Genomic DNA, 18342 nt, shown 5'->3' on the forward strand with positions numbered 1-18342 from the left:
AGTAAAACCTCACTTTATTAAAAATGACCAAATAAAAAAGTAGCGATATTCCGCTACTTTTTCGAACGCATGACTTCTTTTAAAAATTCCGCTAATACTAACTGACGACGCCAGCGCGTTGGATTACTACACAATCTATAAAACCACTCTAAGTTAATCGCTTGAATCCATTTTGGTGCACGTTTTACCTCTCCGGCCCATACATCTAAACTTCCGCCCACTCCAACAGCCATCTTCGTTTCTAAACGATGCTTATTAGTTTGGATAAAGTTCTCTTGTCTTGGGAAACCAAGCGCGACAAGTAATAAATCTGGTTTTGCTTCTTGAATACGAGAAACGATACTCTCTTCTTCTTCTTGTTTAAAGTACCCATCTTGTGTACCTACAATAGATACAGCTGAATATGTCTTCGTTAAATGCTCTGCTGCAGCTTGTACAACATGCGGTTTTGCACCAAGTAAGAAAACAGATACCGGTTTATTCTCCTCTGATAAATTTGCAAGTAGATTACACATTAAATCAAAACCTGCTACACGTTCCTTTACAGGTGTACCAAGTATACCGCTTGCTTTTACAACTCCAATACCATCAGGTGTAATTAAATCTGTATTTAATAATGTTTTATGGAATGCTTCATCCTTTTTTGCACACATAACAATTTCAGGATTTGCTGTTACTACCTGAAAAGTATGAGTTCGCTCCAATTCTAGTTGTCCCTTCAAATATTGGATTGTTTCATCCATTGTCATTGTAGAAAAAGGAACACCTAGAATATCAACCGTTTTTACTTCCATGATTAACTATCCTCTCTATTTCAGTAAAAGTTTTTTATATGCATTATAAGTATCTTCATACAAATTTTTTAGCGAGAAATGAGTAGATGCATGATTATATAAACGATTTCCCATCGCTTCTAATTCACCATTCAACCATTTTTCATAAGCATTTTCTAACGCGTTTGCTAACGAGTCTGCATCACCAATTGGTACAACCCATCCATACGTATCATCAACTATTAACTTTCTCATATCACCTACATTTGTTGCAATAGATGTTAAGCGCTGATTAGCCGCTTCTAATAAAACAAGAGGAAAGCTTTCGCTATAAGAGGTTAACAAATTAATGTTTGCAGATGCATATAATTCTTTGGAATCTGTACGAAAACCTAGAAACATCACCTTATCCTCTAAGCCCTTTTGTTTCACCATCTCTTTTAATTCTGCTTCTATAGGTCCATCACCAAGCAAGAGCACCTTTATATTTTGAATTTTAATTTTTTGTAACGCTTCAAATAAAATATCATGACCTTTAACAGGATGAAGACGTGCTACTTGAATGGCTGTAAATACTCCTTCATCGATGCCAAATTCACTCTTATCATAAGGTTTTACTGGAGTACTATCATACTCAATTCCATTATAAACCGTACAAATTTTCTCTTCTGGTACACCTAGTTTTATTATGTTTCTCTTAAAATTCTCTGTAATTGCAAAGAATAAATCTACCTTCCTGAAAGAACGTAAATTTAACTTTGTAAATACCCATCCTTTTAATCCCCTCTTCATAAAATCCAAAGTTGGATCACTGTGGACAGTCATTATCCATTTCGCTTTTATACCTTTTTTCAAGAGGGAGAGATAGAAATTTGCTCGTGCGCCATGTGTATGCACAATGTCAAATTGATTTTCATTAATAAATGCTTTTATTTTTGAAAGAATTGATAGGTCGTACCGAGATGATTGGGTAAAAACATGCACTTGAATACCAAGGTTTCTCGCCTCTCTAGCAATCGCACCTTCTTCAAATACCATTAATTCCACTTCTTCCTTTGAAAATTGAGATAAAAGTGAAATAATATGCGTTTTCCCCCCACCTTCTTCTGCACCAGCATTCATATGCAACACTTTCATTTCTTACATCCCCCATTTTTTTCTTTTTATTTACTATAACAAAATAAAAGCTAACATATGCTAGCTTTTATTTTTCTATCATTCAATTTCCAAGTCAACTATTAAATATGCCATGATTAATACTAAGTAGAAACTCACTCCAGGTGCAATTAAAATATGACCAGCCATGAATGAGATACCTAATCCGAGAAATATTGCTGCAATCATCATTGCATATTTCACTGTGAATATTTGTTTAAATTTAGTAAATATACATGCAATAAATTTAATACCAAAGTATAAGAATGGAATTACAAGTAAAATGAACCCTATGATTCCGAAAGAATAGAACCAATCGTGGAAGTCACGTTCAATTAATTTCGGCTGTTCTTTATAGTTACCAGCATAACCCATTCCTAATAATTTTTGAGACATTGGGGCTTCATTATAGAAATCTTTATACATCTGTTCAAATAATTGACGCCCACTAAAAATAAGAGCTTGCGTTTCTTCTTTCTTCTCTGCTACTTTTTCTTTTGCTTTTTCTTTCTCTTTTTCTTGCTCTGTCACAGGAGGTTTGTGCTCTTTAGCTTCCTCCTTCTTTTTCTCTTCCTTTTTCGCACTCTGCTCTTGTTCAATTAATTGGAAATGAAATCCCATATTTTTCATAAACGGTGAAAAAGGTGTATATGCCAATATGCCTACAAATACAGTTATTGCAAGAAAACCATTTAATAAATAGGCATGTTTCTTTTTATCTTTACGCTGTGTAAATGCCTGAATAAAGCACATAACAACTGCGATAGCCATTGATCCAAAGATTGCTCCTACGCCAACCTTTGTCCCAATTGCAAATAGTGAATAAACAACTAAAATTGAAGGAATCCAATAGTACGCTTTACCTATACTTTTTGTTCTTTCAATTGAATACAAAATAACAATTGGACACATGATGGCTAAAATAGATCCTAGCTCGTTACCTGCATAAAACCAACCGCGTGATCCTAACTTTACCCATTCATAACTATTATAATCTGTTCCAGTAGTAATCGAAGCTACCATGACTACTCCTATAATTAGCGATGCATACGTAATATAGTCACGCATTTTTGAATTTGAATGGCTTTTCTCTTTTAAAGACTTAAATACAAACACATAACAAGTAAGCATAACAAACGGATATAATGCTTTTGCTATAAACTTAATTTCCTCTGAAAGTACCATAGGATCTTTTGTAAGCTTGTTATTTACCAATCCGATGGTGAAGACTATTCCTACTAAGATTATATACAATATATATTTTATATTTCCTTGTTTCTTCGTTTGAATTAAAATATATATCCCGCTTAGGAACATAACGAATAAGCGTGTAATAACTCCAATGGTCGTATCAATTTTTAAAACCATTATACAGAATGCCGTGAGCAAATCTAAAATTGGTTGCAACAAAATAAAGATTAATAGAAAATTTTCAAATTTATTACTTTTACTATTTTCGCTTAACATCTAGAACCTCCATAACTATTACCTAATTTCAATCTATACTGTTAATATTTTTTTCTTATCTCAAATATTTATTATAACATATATTTTTTAATTAAACGCCTCACATTTCTCCCCAACCTTACCTTATAGAAAAAAGCATATTTGCATTTTCAAGCGCTTTCTTTCCTCATTTTTTCTTTTTTTCTACATGTAAAGAAAATGCATTGTTATTTACATAACTTTAGTGTATATTTTTTCTCTGGAACATCTTTAGGAGGAAGGGATTACAGCAATGTTATTAATCGACATATTTACGTTTCTTGGCATTATCGCCGCTGCTATTTCTGGTACATTAGTTGGTTTAAAAAAAGATTTAGATTTATTTGGTGTCCTTTGTTTAGCTGTAGCCACTGCGCTCGGCGGCGGTATTATTCGTGATATTATGATCGGTAACCTGCCTCCTGTCGCATTTGTTAAACCCATTTACTTTTTCGTAAGTGTATTATCAGCATTATTTACTTGTATGTTTTTTGAGCGTATCAATAAACTGCAAGTCGTTATCATGCTTTCTGATGCTGTTGGCTTAGGTGTTTTTACAGCTATTGGTGCAAATGCGGCAATGTCACATCATGTTGACGCCTCATTTTTAGTTGTTTCAATGGGAGTCATTACAGGTATTGGAGGCGGTATTTTGCGTGACATTTGCGCTCAAGATATCCCTTACGTATTCCGAAAAGAGATTTACGCAATCGCTTCTATCTTAGGAGCAATTAGTTTCCTAATCACATATGCAATGGGGGCACACGTATTAGCTTTCTATGTTTGTTTATTAGTAACATTCATTATTCGTGTTGTCACTGTAATATATAATGTACATTTCCCAGTTTTCTTTAAAACACATGCTAAAATTAATAAAGGCCATTAAGAGAATTCTACATAGAATTCTCTTAATTTATATACTATTCTACACACTAATATAGAGTAATTGTATATAAAAATATATAATTATATTAGGACTAAAAATGAAAACGCTTTATACACAGGGGGGAAGAACGATGCTTGGGGTTTTTAAAAAACATACAAATAAAACAAACGCCAGTATACTTGAATTAAGTAAGGATCAAAAAATCACTTTTAACGTGCCTACTAATTCTGAACTGAAAATTCAAATGGATATGCTACATATTTCAAAAGAAGATTTACAAATCGTAAAGGTACTACAGCCCTTTATTTATGAAGAAATTGATTGGATTACGGAAAAATTCTATGCCAATATTACAAAGCAGCCTAATTTAACTACTATTATTGAACGTTATAGCTCTATTCCAAAACTAAAGCAAACTTTAAAAACACATATAAAAGAATTATTCAGCGGCGATATGCATGAAGATTTTATTGAACAACGTGTTAGAATTGCCAAAAGACATGTACAAATTGGTTTACATAGAAAATGGTATACTGCCGCTTATCAAGAATTATTCCGCTCTATCATGAAGATTTTGCAAACAAAAATTACAACAATTGACGATTTTTCTTATTCTATAAACGTAATAAACAAATTATTTACTCTTGAACAAGAACTCGTTATTGCGGCTTATGAATCTGAATATGAAAGAATACAAAAAGAACATGAAAAAGAAAAAGAAATAACAGCTATGACCATTACGCATATTGCAACAGAACTAGCATCTGTATCTGAAAAAACGAGCGCTTCTATTCAACAGTTAACCGCTAAATCTGAAACGATTGTAGAAATTGCCAAAACAGGTACATCATTAGCTACAACATCAGAAGAAAAAGCGAATAAAGGGAAAGAACAATTAAATCAGCAAAATAAACGAATGGAATATATTCAAACAAACATGGAAACGATTATTACAGATACTCATGAACTTCTCGATATTTCTAACAAAATTAACGAGATTATAGATATTGTAAAATCAATTGCAGAGCAAACAAATTTGCTCGCACTAAATGCGGCTATTGAATCTGCACGTGCTGGGGAATTTGGCAAAGGCTTTTCTGTTGTAGCTGGAGAAATTCGCAAGTTATCAGAGCAAACGAAAGAATCTATATTTAACGTTACAAAGCTCGTTGAAAAAACAAATGAACAAATTATTCGTGTCTCTTCTTCCGTGAAACAAATTAGCTCCCTCGTATCTGAAGGAACGGATGGTATGTCTGAGACAGATCAATACTTCCAAGAAATTGTAAAAGACATGTCTAACTCGAAAGAACAGAATAAAAAAATTGAAAATGAGTTAGAAACCATTTCACAAGTAGTGAAAGGAATTCAAGACGATTCCTCAAAAATGGCTCTAACAGCTGATAGTTTACAACTAGAACTGAACCGCTAAGGTGAAGCTTATGTCAGTAGAGGTTCTTCATCTCCGCTGACTCATAGTCCTCATCTTCCACCCATAAAAAAAGAATCCAAACTGGATTCTTTTTATTTTCTGAAGAATATTTTTTGACAATACACATAACTCATATAAACACCAAAGCTTTGCAAAATAAACAAAGCTGGCACTATAAGATTGTAATATGCCATATCTACTTGGAAGAGCCTTAACAATACGTATCCGCCAATTAACAAAACGAACAACATATATCCTTCATTTTGTTGTTTCTTAATAAGAAAGTGTAATAAAGCTATCGACATAAATAATGTTACCGCTATGTATATAAGTTTTTCACATTTAAATAGAATAGAATGTATTCCCTCACCTGAGAATTGATTAATTACTGGCTTTAAAAGTTTAAATCTTTCTTCTTCAATCTCTTTTAGCTTTTGATCAATATGCTCTGTTACGTTTTGATTCTTTGTTACTTTTTCCTCATTTTTACCTTTTCCAATTAAAACAGATTGAACATACGTCTCATTTGAAATTGTATATTGTGACATTCCCATTGTCTGAATTCCATAACTCACACCAAAATGAGCACTATAAAATAGAATAAGTATCCCTATCATCTTTAATAATACTTTTTGCTTCATTGCTGATTGAAAGAGCTCAATTAACAACACATATACAGCAATAAAAATAGGAAGAAATAATCCCATTGGGAAAATCATATTACTGCATGCAAATAAAATTGCTGAAAGTACCCACATATAAGGATGATCTAAACCTTTATATAAAAGTATGTAGCAAGCCAAATAAAATAAAAATATTGCGAGCGATTCTGATGTTAATAAGGAACTCATAAATATATTCGGAATATATAAAGCGTAAAATACAGACGCAATACGGCCGCATTCTTCTCCGAAAACCATTGCTGCAATACGATAAATGAAAAATGCAGTCCCTGTGCAAAATAAAATATTGAATAACTGCAATACGAATACTGTATCACCAAATACACGAATAATAATTGATTCATAAATAATAAAAGGTAACTGCGCTATGTTCTCTACGTTATTACCAATTGCAATCTGCTCTGCAGACTCAAACATAGCTTTCATATCACCAATTATCGGAACGTCTACAAATAGAACCATACTAAGTCTCACAATTATAGATGTACTTATAAGAAAAACAAGAAATTGTTTATCTGTAAAACGATACTGTAAAATCGATGCCACTAACAGCATGAGAATAACAAAAATAACTAATACGATTGATACACTTGTCGTACTGTCGCCAAAAAATTGTTTACTGGTTTCAAACGCTGACCAACAACTATAAACAAAAAATGCGAGCATCGCACCAATCATTATTTTACTAAAAAAAGACGAAAAATTTGTTTGTATATGATTCATATGTCCATTGCACCTCTATTTCCATTCATAACAAAACGATTCTATCATGAATAGGTACACAGCTGATAGGGAATTTCTATGACAAATACAGGGTCCTAATTTTTTCACTTGCAATGTAAGCGAATCCTCTTTTACACTACACTTTATATAGTAATAAATTTTCTTTCAGTTACATGAATACAAATACAGAAGTTTTACTAACCCTCTTCTGGAATTCTTTACTTCATTAAATATCTATCGATTTTTAATTTTTTGTACTCCACTTACAATACATGTCATTCTGATTGAAAACAGAAAATAGGGGCTGACCATATGGAAAAGAAATTCATGCGAGAATCCAAAGCAATTAAAACAACACGTGTTTTTCCGAATGATTTAAATAATCATCAAACACTTTTCGGAGGAAAATTATTAGCGGAAATTGATAGTATCGCTTCAATTGCAGCTGCAAGACATAGCCGTAAACATTGCGTAACGGCATCTATCGATTCTGTTGATTTTTTAACTCCAATTCACCAAGCAGATTCCGTTTGTTACGAAGCATTCGTATGTTATACAGGAAAATCTTCAATGGAAGTGTTCGTAAAAGTAATTGCAGAGAATTTATTAGCAGGCGAACGTAGAATAGCTGCAACATGTTTCATTACATTCGTTGCATTAAAAGATGGAAAACCTTCATCTGTTCCACAAGTACTACCTGAAACGGAAGAAGAACATTGGCTACACACAACTGGTTCTGAGCGTGCAGAAAGTAGAAAAAAGGGGCGTATAAAAAGCAAGGAAATGGCTGAAGTTCTAACTTTAAGTAAACCTTGGAGTATATAGACCTTCACCATTAAAACATCTTTTGAGCGAATAGCTATCACATATTCGCTCATTTTTTATAAACAATTTCACACCTTCATACAACCATTACCCCTTTTCATACATATTATGTAATATTTTTATACATATCCGTTCACTATTAACTTCTTCTAATTAATAAAATCTCATTTATCCTGCTATTTACGGGCTGTAAAACTCCCGCGTCAAAATTCGTCTGGAGCAAAGACGTTAGGCGGGAGCCTTGTTTCCCGTAAACGCCCGATTGATGAGGACTGATAATCAATCGGGAATGTACATCCCCCACTGATAAAAGTTTCACTTTATAATACGGTTCGATCCCATCAACAGTTGCTTTACAAAGTTTATGTAGGGTACACTTATACGGGTAGTTAACAAAACAATTTAAGGATTTGTAAACAGTGTAGAAAACACCTTACACTTCCATTATATTGAGAGAATTAACTCTAGTAAAAACACTTACTATGACATAGCAAGTGTTTTAATGAAACTGGATTATTTTAATGGAAAGGTGAAATTATGCAGAAATCAATTGCTTCAAATATTTTTTATAAAATACTACTCAACACGTTTAATATTATACTGCCAATTTTAGTTGGTCCTTACGCATATCGAACATTAGGAGCAAATTCAATTGGAACCGTTAACGTTGCTGAAACTTTTTTCAATTACTTCTTCGTGTTCGCCGTATTTGGTGTATATCAATATGGTTTACGTGAAATTAGCTTAATTAAAAACGATAAAAAGAAAGTTTCTAAGTTATTTACAAGTCTCTATGTAATTAATTTCACAACTAGTATTTTGGCTTTATCAGCCTTTGTGCTCTTTAGTTACATTGGGTATGGACATGAAAGTCTATTTCCTGTTCTTCTTATTTTCGGTTTCAATTTTATTTCTAACATGTTTTATGTGGAATGGTTCAATGAAGCATATGAAAATTATGACTTCATCACTAAAAAAACAGTTATCGTTCGATTAATCTATGTTGTGCTTCTTTTCTCTTTCATTCATGGGGCCGACGATTACAAAACATTTGCTGGTTTATTAGTATTATCAACATTTTTAAACCACTCTATTAGCTTTGTATATGTGAAACGCCAAGTTAAATTTGATTTTTCGGACTTAACTATTATTCCTCATTTAAAACCGTTACTATTAGTCGTGATTTTTTCAAATGCTAATATTTTATATACTCAATTAGATCGTCTTGTTTTAGGGGTATATGTTGGAAAGATAGAAGTTGCATATTACGTAATGGCTTTTCAAATTATGATGATTATTAATACACTTATGTTAAGTGTTGTACAAGTAACCGTTCCAAGACTGTCTTATTTATCAGGGAACGCATCTGAAATGGAATACGAATCATTATTAAACAAAATTTCAAAAGTATATTTCATTACCCTATTTCCTGCTGCAATTGGTTTAATGCTCATTGCTCATGGAGCTGTTGTTATTTACGGTGGACAAGAATTCGCTGGGGCTGGTAATACACTAATTGTTTTTGCTTTTTATATGATTACAGTCGGTATTGAGTCCATTTTATCGAATCAAATTATCTATGTGAAAAAGAAAGAAAGCATTTTAGTGCGATTTTTATTTATTTGCGGATTTATCAACTTAACATCCAATATTGCACTAATATACTTACATGTGCTTACACCAACAACCGCAATTTTCACAACAACAATTGCGAATTGTTTCTTAATCACATTTGAATATATTTATGTGAAAAAGAAACTAAAAGTGAATTATACGTTATTCGATATACACAAACTTAAATATCTATTTTATTCACTAACATTTGTACCAATAGCATTCGTTATTGATATGCTCGTATCTGGGCAAATACTACAAGTTATCCTAGTAATAATGACATGTGGATTAACATATGCCCTTATCCTCTTTATAACAAAGGATGAAATTCTATTTTCACTACTTGAAAAGATACTGGCACGATTCAAAAAAGCTTAAACGCAATCTCTAAAAGGAGCTGTTAAACTTGAAATTTTCTTTAATCATGGCTACTTGTGGCAGACGTGATGATATTCTTGACTTACTAAAATCACTTGAACAACAAACTTACAAAAACTTCGAACTTATCGTAGTAGATCAAAATGATACACCAATCTCTGATTTATTTGATGAATATAAAGAAAAATTTTCTATTCATTACATTTATACACCTATTAAAGGACTATCGAGAGCGCGAAATGCAGGATTAAAAGTAGCGGATGGCGATGTCATCGCTTTTCCAGATGATGATTGTATTTATGAAACAAATGTTTTAGAGAGTATATTAGAAACTTTCAACTCTAATAAAGATGTTCATTTCATCTCAACAAACACTACAAATGTTGAAGGAACAGGTTCTTTAATACACGCACCGAATACAGACATTATTTTAAATAATAAGTATGGATTCATGGGACCTTCTTTCACACTATTCTTCACAAAGCAATTTGTACAAGATGTAGGTACATTTGATGAAGATTTAGGTGTTGGTTCTGGCACGATTTATGGAGCTGGTGAAGAAACTGACTTTGTACTACGTGGTATGAAACAAAATTATACTGGTTTATTTAGAAAAGATCTGTTCGTATACCATCCTGTAAAAGAGGAAATTATTAATGAACAATCATTAAAACGTGCCATTTCTTATGCTGGTGGTTTTGGTAGGGTTATTCGCCTACACTATGGATTCCCTTATTTCTTACGTGCTGTCGCTGCGGCAACATTCCGTATGACACAAAATATTTCTAATGATAAGCGCAAATTCCACGCAAATCGCTTACGCGGAATTGTTCGTGGATATTTAAAATAAAAAACAAGGTGTAACCACTTTTATTAAATGGTTACACCTTGTTTTTTTATTTCTCTTGCATCTCTTATTTCTTGCAAAGTAACCCATCATTCTTTTATAATCGCATCCCTCACTGGTCAATTATATTATATATTTTTGAAATGATAGCATTATATCCAAGAATTTAGTATCATGATTCAAGACACTATTTAGAAATGAACGGAGGACATTATGAGCTTATTAACTGTTGAAAAATTAGGTCATACATTTGGTGATCGCACATTATTTAAAGATGTATCCATGCGCTTACTCGCAGGAGAGCACGTTGGATTAGTTGGAGCAAACGGTGTTGGGAAATCAACATTTATGAATATAATTACTGGTCAGCTTATCCATGATGAAGGTCGTGTTGAATGGACACCTGGCACAAATTACGGTTACTTAGACCAACATACAATTTTAACACCCGGTCGCACAATTCGTGATGTATTAGCAGATGCATTTTTACCTTTATTTGAAAAAGAAAAAGCATTAAATGAAGTTGCAGAAAAAATGGGAACTGCTACACCAGAAGAATTAGAAGAACTTCTTGAACAAATGGCAGAAATTCAAGATGCTCTTGAAGCCGGCGGTTTCTATTTATTAGATATTAAAATTGAAGAAGCAGCACGTGGACTTGGAATTGACGCAATCGGTCTAGATCGTGATGTTGCTGCATTAAGTGGTGGACAACGTACAAAAGTATTACTTGCAAAGTTACTACTTGAGCAACCAGAAGTATTACTATTAGATGAGCCGACCAACTATTTAGACGTTGAACATATTCATTGGTTAACAACTTATTTAAAAGAATATCCACACGCATTCCTATTAATTTCCCATGATACGGAGTTTATGAATAAATGTGTTGATATTATTTTCCATCTCGAATTTACAAAAATGACGCGTTATACAGCGACATATGAAAAATTCTTAGAACTAGCGGAGATGAATAAGAACCAACATATAAACGCTTATGAAAAGCAACGAGAGTTTATTAAAAAGCAGGAAGATTTTATTGCGAAAAATAAAGCTCGTTACTCAACGACTGGCCGTGCAAAGAGTCGTCAAAAACAACTTGATCGTATGGAACGTATCGATCGTCCTGAAACAGCTATTAAACCTGAATTCTCGTTTAAAGAAAGTCGTGCGAGTAGTCGATTCGTCTTCGAAGGAGAAAATGTAGAGATTGGATATACACATCCGTTATTACCAAAATTAACGATGACAATTGAACGTGGTGAAAAAATTGCAATTGTTGGATGTAATGGTGTCGGTAAGTCAACACTGTTAAAAACGATTTTAGGTAAGATTAAACCATTAAGCGGAAAAACAAGTCTTGGTGACTTCTTAAACCCATCATACTTCGAGCAAGAAGTAAAAGCTGATAATATAACACCGATTGATGATGTTTGGAATACATTCCCTAGCTTAGACCAGCATCAAGTACGTGCAATGTTAGCGAAATGCGGTTTAAAAAACGAACACATCTCTCGTCCACTGAATCAATTAAGCGGTGGCGAACAAGCAAAAGTTCGTTTATGTAAACTAATGGGTGAAGAAAGTAACTGGCTACTCTTTGATGAGCCAACAAACCACCTTGATGTTACAGCAAAAGAAGAGTTGAAAAAAGCGATGAAAGCATACAAAGGAACAATTCTTCTTGTATGCCACGAACCAGACTTTTATGAAGAGTGGATAACAAAAACTTGGGATGTAGAGAAATGGGCCCAAGAAAATTCTTAATCCCCTAAAAAAAATCCCTTTACACTACTATTTAGCGTGTAAAGGGATTTCGATTTAAAATAACCATACAGTTTGATAAGGAGTTTTTAGTAATGCAACGTACATTCCCCCTAAAGCTTAATATATTTTTTGTAAAGTGCTTATTAGTACTATGTCTAATTATTTCTGCTGCTATAACGTGGCAATCAATAGTCGTAATTCAAGAAAAAACTGACACACATTCCTTTATTATCATCCCGATTATTATTCTAATAGGCCTTCTATTTTTGCTTATTGGCTATATTTCTAATAAGTATATGTCTACATTTGCATTTACCGTTTCACTTATTGTTTTAGCTTTTTCTGTTCGATTAATTTGGGTTCTCTACGTTCCAACTCCTATCGAATCAGATTTTTCAGTGATGTACAATAGTGCTATTCAAGCTACTAAAGGCGATTTTAGTTTTGCACAAGATGACTATTATACTTCATGGGTTTATCAACTTGGATTTACAATGTACCAAGCCCTCATTATTAATTTATTCGGTGAAGGGCCTTTCCTTCTAAAACTTTTAAATATAATGTATTGCACAGGAACAACCTTGCTAATTTACAAAATAACTTCATATGTTTTTAATGAATGGTCTGGAAGAATGGCTGGATTACTATATGCATTATATATTCCAAGCATTGTAATGAGCTCATTACTAACGAATCAACATATTGCCACATTCCTATTTTATCTTGGGTTTTATTTATTAATTACAAAAGGCCTAACCCATAAATATATGTGGATTTTTATAGGGATCTCCCTAGCTTTAGGAGATATTATGCGTCCACTTGGCGCTTTAGTTTTGATTGCAGTAGCTCTTTATGTCTTTTTACAAGGTATATTAGGAAAATCAAAACAGGATATTTTAACTTCTATAAAAAAATTATCTGGGATTTTCATCATTTTTTACCTTGTTCATTACATTATAAGTTCTTCATTTATATCTGCCGGAATTACCCAATATCCGCTATCTAACAGGGATCCTCTCTGGAAATTCACCGTAGGACTTAATCACGAAACAAGAGGTGGATATTCTTCAGCAGATGTAGAATATGTTATGTCCTTTAAGCTTGGAAAAGAACGAGAAGCCGTTGAGAAGAAATTGATTCAAGAGCGACTAGCTGATCCACAAAAGGTTTTATCTTTATTTAGTGATAAATTCACGATTATGTGGGCAGATTATGATTCCGCCCCAGTATGGAGTCTGGCAACACTAAGTAACACAGAGAATGATATGGTTACCTTACAAGACGACCTTAAGACATACGATAAATATATATATATTACAACTATGTTATTTGGTACGTTAGCAACTTTTTATCTCATACTAACCAAGCAAAACAACACACATTACACACTATTTTTATTATTAATAATTGGATATATAACGATTCACTTCTTAATCGAATATCAAACAAGATACCGATACTTTATCATCCCTAGCTTTACAATCATTCAAAGTTCTGGACTATATGTAGTTTATCGTCTCATGTCTAAAAGAAAGACTACAAAAATATAAGATAAGGCCAAATAAAAAAGGCATGAGCTCGATGCAATACCGAGCTCATGCCTTTTTATTTATATTCTTTTTTATTGTAAATATGATTAATGCCAAAAGCAGCTAAAAAGATCATAGGTATTGTAGCCGAATAATGATATCTCGGTGCTACTTCTACTATCATTTGTGCCATTGTTAGCCCAATCGTGTATAAACAAATAATGAGAAGTGAAGATTTATTTTTATTTTTTATAGCTACTAACGCCCCGAACAGTGAAGTAGCTAGTAAAAAGTAATAGAAAACATTAGAAATTATAGTATATCGTACTTTATGATCCATAATTGGATCTGCATATTTAACAGCTTGATCATCGTTCCCTAAAAAGATAATAAATTTATCATACATTAGTTTCCCGAAATCTATATCATCGTTTTTTATTCTCTTTTTCGCTTCTTCAAGCATTTGCTTTTGAACGTCCTGAGCACTCCATCCTGGTTGACCACTATAATGATATAGTAATGCTGAATCCCCTGGATTCCATGTTCCTGAAGCTCCCTTATTAAATCCTACATGAATATTGTATCCCGGCACTGTTGCTATCTCTTCACCTAAACGTAATGTTACATAATGATTTACCGCCGAAGACATCATTAAGTATCCAATAATGATAACCCCTACATATGCCACCTTGTTAATAAGTAGCTTTTTATTCCCAATATGCTTTGTATCTATAATAAACATCCATATTGCTAGGGCTATAATTGGCACTGCTGCAATTGGCCTTGCCATATTTATTAATACAAGTAATGCAGCTACTAGAATTGAATACATAAGAACCTTTGCAATCGTTATATTTGCAATTTTATCATAAACAATTATCATAATTGCCCAGGCTAATAACAGTATTGTACAATACAACGGTTCTGAAAGTGCAAACATGTTATACATCGTTTGTGATGGCAAGAGAATCCATAAAACACTTGCTGTTATCGCTGTTCTCACTCCACCAATTCTTCTAGCTATAAAATATATTAATCCCATCGATATTGTAGTTAAAACAACATTAATAATTGGTGGAATCATAAAGTTTGCCCCAAATATTTTTAGGAAGATACTTAAGAATGAAGCATACCCAAAAATATGTGGAAATAATGCAACATATCTATCATGAATAACAAAGTTGTCACCTAATGCTTTTGCCGTATTAAAAAACGCTTCATAATCACCAATCGGATCAATCTTGTATGTAAGAATCCACGCTGTTTTCACTGCTACACAAATAATTAGCAGTACAAAAAAACATATTTTTTCATTTACTCTTTCAAGGTATAGCGATCCACTGCTAAGTATAAAGTTTCCAATTGTACATAATAATAAAACTCCAACTAATATCATTACATAATTATATTTTTGAGTATCTGAAAAATAATCAAAAATTAATATTGCAACGAAAAAGCTATAAATGCCGTATATGGCACGTGTAGAAAAGGTTGAAAACAATCCAGAAAAACGTTCCAAAAAAACTCACTCCTTAACATATTTATATGGGAAAACATTATATTTCCTAAAAAAATCACACTACCAGCTACTATACATTAATATTATCATGATTTCTATGTTTGCTTTTATATTTCCTAGTATACCAATTTAAAATAATCATTTTATTATGAACAGATTTATTTTATATCCTAAAATGATATCTACCCAAAACATATAACATCTTAGCATAAACTATGATATAATTGATAGTTGTTATGTACGAATAACCTTTTTACATTCCTGTTTTATTTATACATTTTATAAAGTTGAGGATACTATTATGGAGAAACTCTTAAAGTTTGGTTTAGTAGGGATCTTTAATACACTCATTACAATTATTAGCTTTTGGATATTATTAAAATTCGGGATGAACTACCTGATTGCGAATACCATTGCCTATTTAATTGGTGTTGCCAATAGCTATTATTGGAATAAAAATTGGGTGTTTAAACCTAATAATAAAAGCACGTCAATGTTCTTTAAATTTCTAACTGTAAATTTAATTGTATTGGCTTTTAATACATTATGTTTATTTATATTGGTAGATAAACTTACTTTTAATGCATTAATTGCACAGATCTTCGCAATTGGTGTCGGAATGGTTATAAACTTTGTCCTTAATAAAATTTGGACATTCAACCAAACTGAAAAGGCTACTAATTAAACTTGAACAACTTATTAAAAATACGGAGGATACAACATGCAAAAATTAATTTCGGTTGTAGTTCCTATGTACTTCGAGGAAGAAGTAGCACAGGAATGTTATAACCGTTTAAAGTCCGTTATGCTTCAAAATGATATTAATTACGAGTTTGTCTTTGTAAACGACGGTAGCACAGACCGTACAATGGAAATCTTATCTAAGATTGCAGCAAATGATTACCGTACAAAAATCGTTAATTTCGCACGTAACTTTGGACACCAAATAGCTGTTACAGCTGGTATTGCTGCTGCAAAAGGTGACGCTATTGTAATTATCGATGCAGACTTACAAGATCCACCTGAAGTTATTCCTGAACTTATTGCAAAATGGGAAGAAGGATATGAAGTTGTTTATGCGAAACGTAAACAACGTAAAGGTGAGACTTGGTTTAAACTTTTAACAGCTAAATATTTCTATAAATTCTTAAACTACATGTCTGATATCGATATCCCAAAAGATACTGGTGATTTCCGAATCATCGATCGCAAAGTAGCTGATGTTTTCAATCAAATGACTGAACGAAATCGCTTCATCCGCGGTATGATGTCTTGGGTTGGCTTCCGTCAAACGTATGTTGAATATGAACGCGATGAGCGCTTTGCTGGTGAAACAAAATATCCATTAAAGAAAATGATTAAATTTGCATCAGATGGCATTATTGCATTTTCAACAAAACCATTACGTATCGTTATGACTTTAGGTTTATTATCAGTTCTTATTTCAATAATCGTCTTACTATATACAATTACTGTAAAAATTATTGGTACTGGTACGCAAACAGGTTGGGCATCTATTATGGTTGCTATTACATTCTTTAGCGGTATTCAGTTACTTGGTCTTGGAATCGTTGGCCAATATATTGCTCGTATTTATGACGAGAGTAAAAACCGTCCGATTTATATCGTAAAAGAAACAATCAATATTGAGCAAGAAGAGACTACACAAACAAAAGAAAAAGTGAATGCATAATAAAAAGGTAACAATGAAAACTCTCATTGTTACCTTTTTATATTGTAATACCCCATAAGCCTCAAACGAAATTCTTTTAAATTTGGATATATCTCTAAATTAGATAACATCCCTTGAATGACCGGGATTCTTGGATTTTGCAACCTCATTTCTGCCTCCAAAACATCTAATGTCACAAGCAATTCCTCATCTTCTAATTGATCAGCTAATGTACGTTTAAAAATGATAATTTCTTTTAAAAAGTGTTCCTTAACCTGCTCCTTAATAAGCTCTGATTTGCAAAGAAATTCTCCAAGCTTTTCTTCATGTAACACAGGTTCTTCCGAAGATCCTACCAATCCATCTACTAAATCATCTACTCTTTTCAAAATAAAAGCAGAAACATAAGATAATTCAATTTCTGACGCTTGTAAAATAATTAACTCTAAATATCCACGGCATATGCCTTCTACCATAATGACTAAATCTAATAAATAAGGCATAACCTTTTCACCATAAATAAACAACAAACTATTCCGATAAAATGCGTGAGACTCTAACTTCATTCTCATCATAAACTCTTCTACTTCTTTATTAAAAGGTATAGCATTTTCCCTCGCATGCATAATAATAAATTCTTTATGCTTTTTTATATCGTTAAACTGGCAATGCAATTGTTTTGCAAATTTTTCACGCGGTAATAATGATTCTTTTTCAATATCCATCATTTTATTTTGAATCTTGTCATAGTAATATCGAAGTGTTGCTAATAAAAGCTCCTCTTTCGATTTAAAGTATAAATAGAAAGCTCCCTTAGATATGCCACAAGCTGTAACAATTTCCTGTACTGATGTCGCATTTACACCCTTAGTCGCAAATAACTTCATAGCCATCTCTATAATTAAACGCTCTTTTTCTTTCATATCATGTCTCTCCTAAATTTAATCTCGCATCTTATTATGAATTTATTATACCATCCCTTTTCATTGACGACTGACCAATCAGTCAGTTATATTATGTATTAGACTGACCAGTTGGTCAATACAATACAAAA

Annotated in this window: 15 protein-coding genes and 1 pseudogene; 10 read left to right on the forward strand and 6 right to left on the reverse strand. The window is 32.6% G+C overall.

The window, feature by feature from the left end; genetic code table 11:
* Positions 1–53 precede the first annotated feature (53 nt).
* From DN393_RS20180 to DN393_RS20190, 3 genes are all read right to left on the reverse strand, one after another.
* Complete coding sequence (locus DN393_RS20180; RefSeq protein ID WP_149173798.1) at positions 54–794, reverse strand: WecB/TagA/CpsF family glycosyltransferase; 741 nt, start codon at positions 792–794, stop codon at positions 54–56.
* Between the two features lie 15 nt (positions 795–809).
* Positions 810–1910: a glycosyltransferase family 4 protein gene (locus DN393_RS20185; RefSeq protein WP_064476042.1), complete on the reverse strand. Its 1101-nt coding sequence runs from the start codon at positions 1908–1910 to the stop codon at positions 810–812.
* Positions 1911–1988: 78 nt separating this feature from the next.
* Positions 1989–3395 carry an O-antigen ligase family protein gene (locus DN393_RS20190; RefSeq protein WP_064476041.1) on the reverse strand — a complete coding sequence of 469 codons (1407 nt, stop codon included), beginning with the start codon at positions 3393–3395 and terminating at the stop codon, positions 1989–1991.
* 271 nt (positions 3396–3666) lie between these two features.
* Here DN393_RS20190 and DN393_RS20195 point away from each other — a divergent pair, with 271 nt between their 5' ends.
* The 3 genes and pseudogenes from DN393_RS20195 to DN393_RS32455 all read left to right on the forward strand — a co-directional run bounded on the left by DN393_RS20195 (position 3667) and on the right by DN393_RS32455 (position 5731).
* Positions 3667–4299 (forward strand): trimeric intracellular cation channel family protein, encoded by a 633-nt coding sequence (locus DN393_RS20195; protein ID WP_000924376.1) that lies wholly within the window; start codon positions 3667–3669, stop codon positions 4297–4299.
* A gap of 250 nt (positions 4300–4549) precedes the next feature.
* Positions 4550–4927 (forward strand): annotated as a pseudogene (locus tag DN393_RS32450) (protoglobin family protein); the annotation flags it as partial.
* A complete protein-coding gene (locus tag DN393_RS32455; RefSeq protein WP_370458097.1) occupies positions 4925–5731 on the forward strand; it encodes a methyl-accepting chemotaxis protein in 807 nt (268 codons plus the stop codon). The pseudogene DN393_RS32450 and the gene DN393_RS32455, both read left to right, overlap by 3 nt.
* Before the next feature lie 92 nt (positions 5732–5823).
* Here DN393_RS32455 and DN393_RS20205 read toward each other — a convergent pair whose 3' ends face one another.
* Positions 5824–7137 (reverse strand): ArnT family glycosyltransferase, encoded by a 1314-nt coding sequence (locus tag DN393_RS20205; protein ID WP_149173799.1) that lies wholly within the window; start codon positions 7135–7137, stop codon positions 5824–5826.
* Between the two features lie 312 nt (positions 7138–7449).
* Here DN393_RS20205 and DN393_RS20210 point away from each other — a divergent pair, with 312 nt between their 5' ends.
* The 5 genes from DN393_RS20210 (at position 7450) to DN393_RS20230 (ending at position 14118) form a co-directional block, all read left to right on the forward strand.
* Positions 7450–7962, forward strand: a complete 513-nt coding sequence (locus DN393_RS20210) for an acyl-CoA thioesterase (RefSeq protein WP_064476038.1) — start codon at positions 7450–7452, stop codon at positions 7960–7962.
* Between the two features lie 537 nt (positions 7963–8499).
* Entirely contained in the window at positions 8500–9954 is a 1455-nt protein-coding gene (locus DN393_RS20215; RefSeq protein ID WP_088047710.1) for an oligosaccharide flippase family protein, read from the forward strand.
* Between the two features lie 28 nt (positions 9955–9982).
* The gene (locus DN393_RS20220; protein WP_064476036.1) at positions 9983–10804 is read left to right on the forward strand and encodes a glycosyltransferase family 2 protein; all 822 of its coding nucleotides are present in this window, start codon (positions 9983–9985) and stop codon (positions 10802–10804) included.
* A gap of 210 nt (positions 10805–11014) precedes the next feature.
* On the forward strand, positions 11015–12568 hold the full coding sequence (locus DN393_RS20225) for an ABC-F family ATP-binding cassette domain-containing protein (protein WP_064476035.1): 1554 nt from the start codon (positions 11015–11017) through the stop codon (positions 12566–12568).
* Positions 12569–12660: 92 nt separating this feature from the next.
* Positions 12661–14118, forward strand: coding sequence for an ArnT family glycosyltransferase (locus DN393_RS20230; protein ID WP_149173800.1), 1458 nt, complete (start codon positions 12661–12663; stop codon positions 14116–14118).
* Positions 14119–14173: 55 nt separating this feature from the next.
* On the opposite strand, the gene DN393_RS20235 is transcribed toward DN393_RS20230, so the two are convergent.
* Positions 14174–15616 (reverse strand): glycosyltransferase family 39 protein, encoded by a 1443-nt coding sequence (locus DN393_RS20235; RefSeq protein ID WP_064476033.1) that lies wholly within the window; start codon positions 15614–15616, stop codon positions 14174–14176.
* 301 nt (positions 15617–15917) lie between these two features.
* Between DN393_RS20235 and DN393_RS20240 the strand changes: the two genes are divergently transcribed.
* Both DN393_RS20240 and DN393_RS20245 read left to right on the forward strand, forming a co-directional pair.
* On the forward strand, positions 15918–16301 hold the full coding sequence (locus DN393_RS20240; protein ID WP_000413281.1) for a GtrA family protein: 384 nt from the start codon (positions 15918–15920) through the stop codon (positions 16299–16301).
* Positions 16302–16337: 36 nt separating this feature from the next.
* The gene (locus tag DN393_RS20245; RefSeq protein ID WP_149173801.1) at positions 16338–17309 is read left to right on the forward strand and encodes a glycosyltransferase family 2 protein; all 972 of its coding nucleotides are present in this window, start codon (positions 16338–16340) and stop codon (positions 17307–17309) included.
* Between the two features lie 29 nt (positions 17310–17338).
* Here the strand turns inward: DN393_RS20245 and DN393_RS20250 are convergent, their stop codons facing one another.
* A complete protein-coding gene (locus tag DN393_RS20250; RefSeq protein ID WP_149173802.1) occupies positions 17339–18211 on the reverse strand; it encodes a TetR/AcrR family transcriptional regulator in 873 nt (290 codons plus the stop codon).
* Positions 18212–18342 lie beyond the last annotated feature (131 nt).

This window comes from Bacillus sp. BPN334, from assembly GCF_008368885.1.
Classification (GTDB): Bacteria; Bacillota; Bacilli; order Bacillales; family Bacillaceae_G; genus Bacillus_A; species Bacillus_A wiedmannii.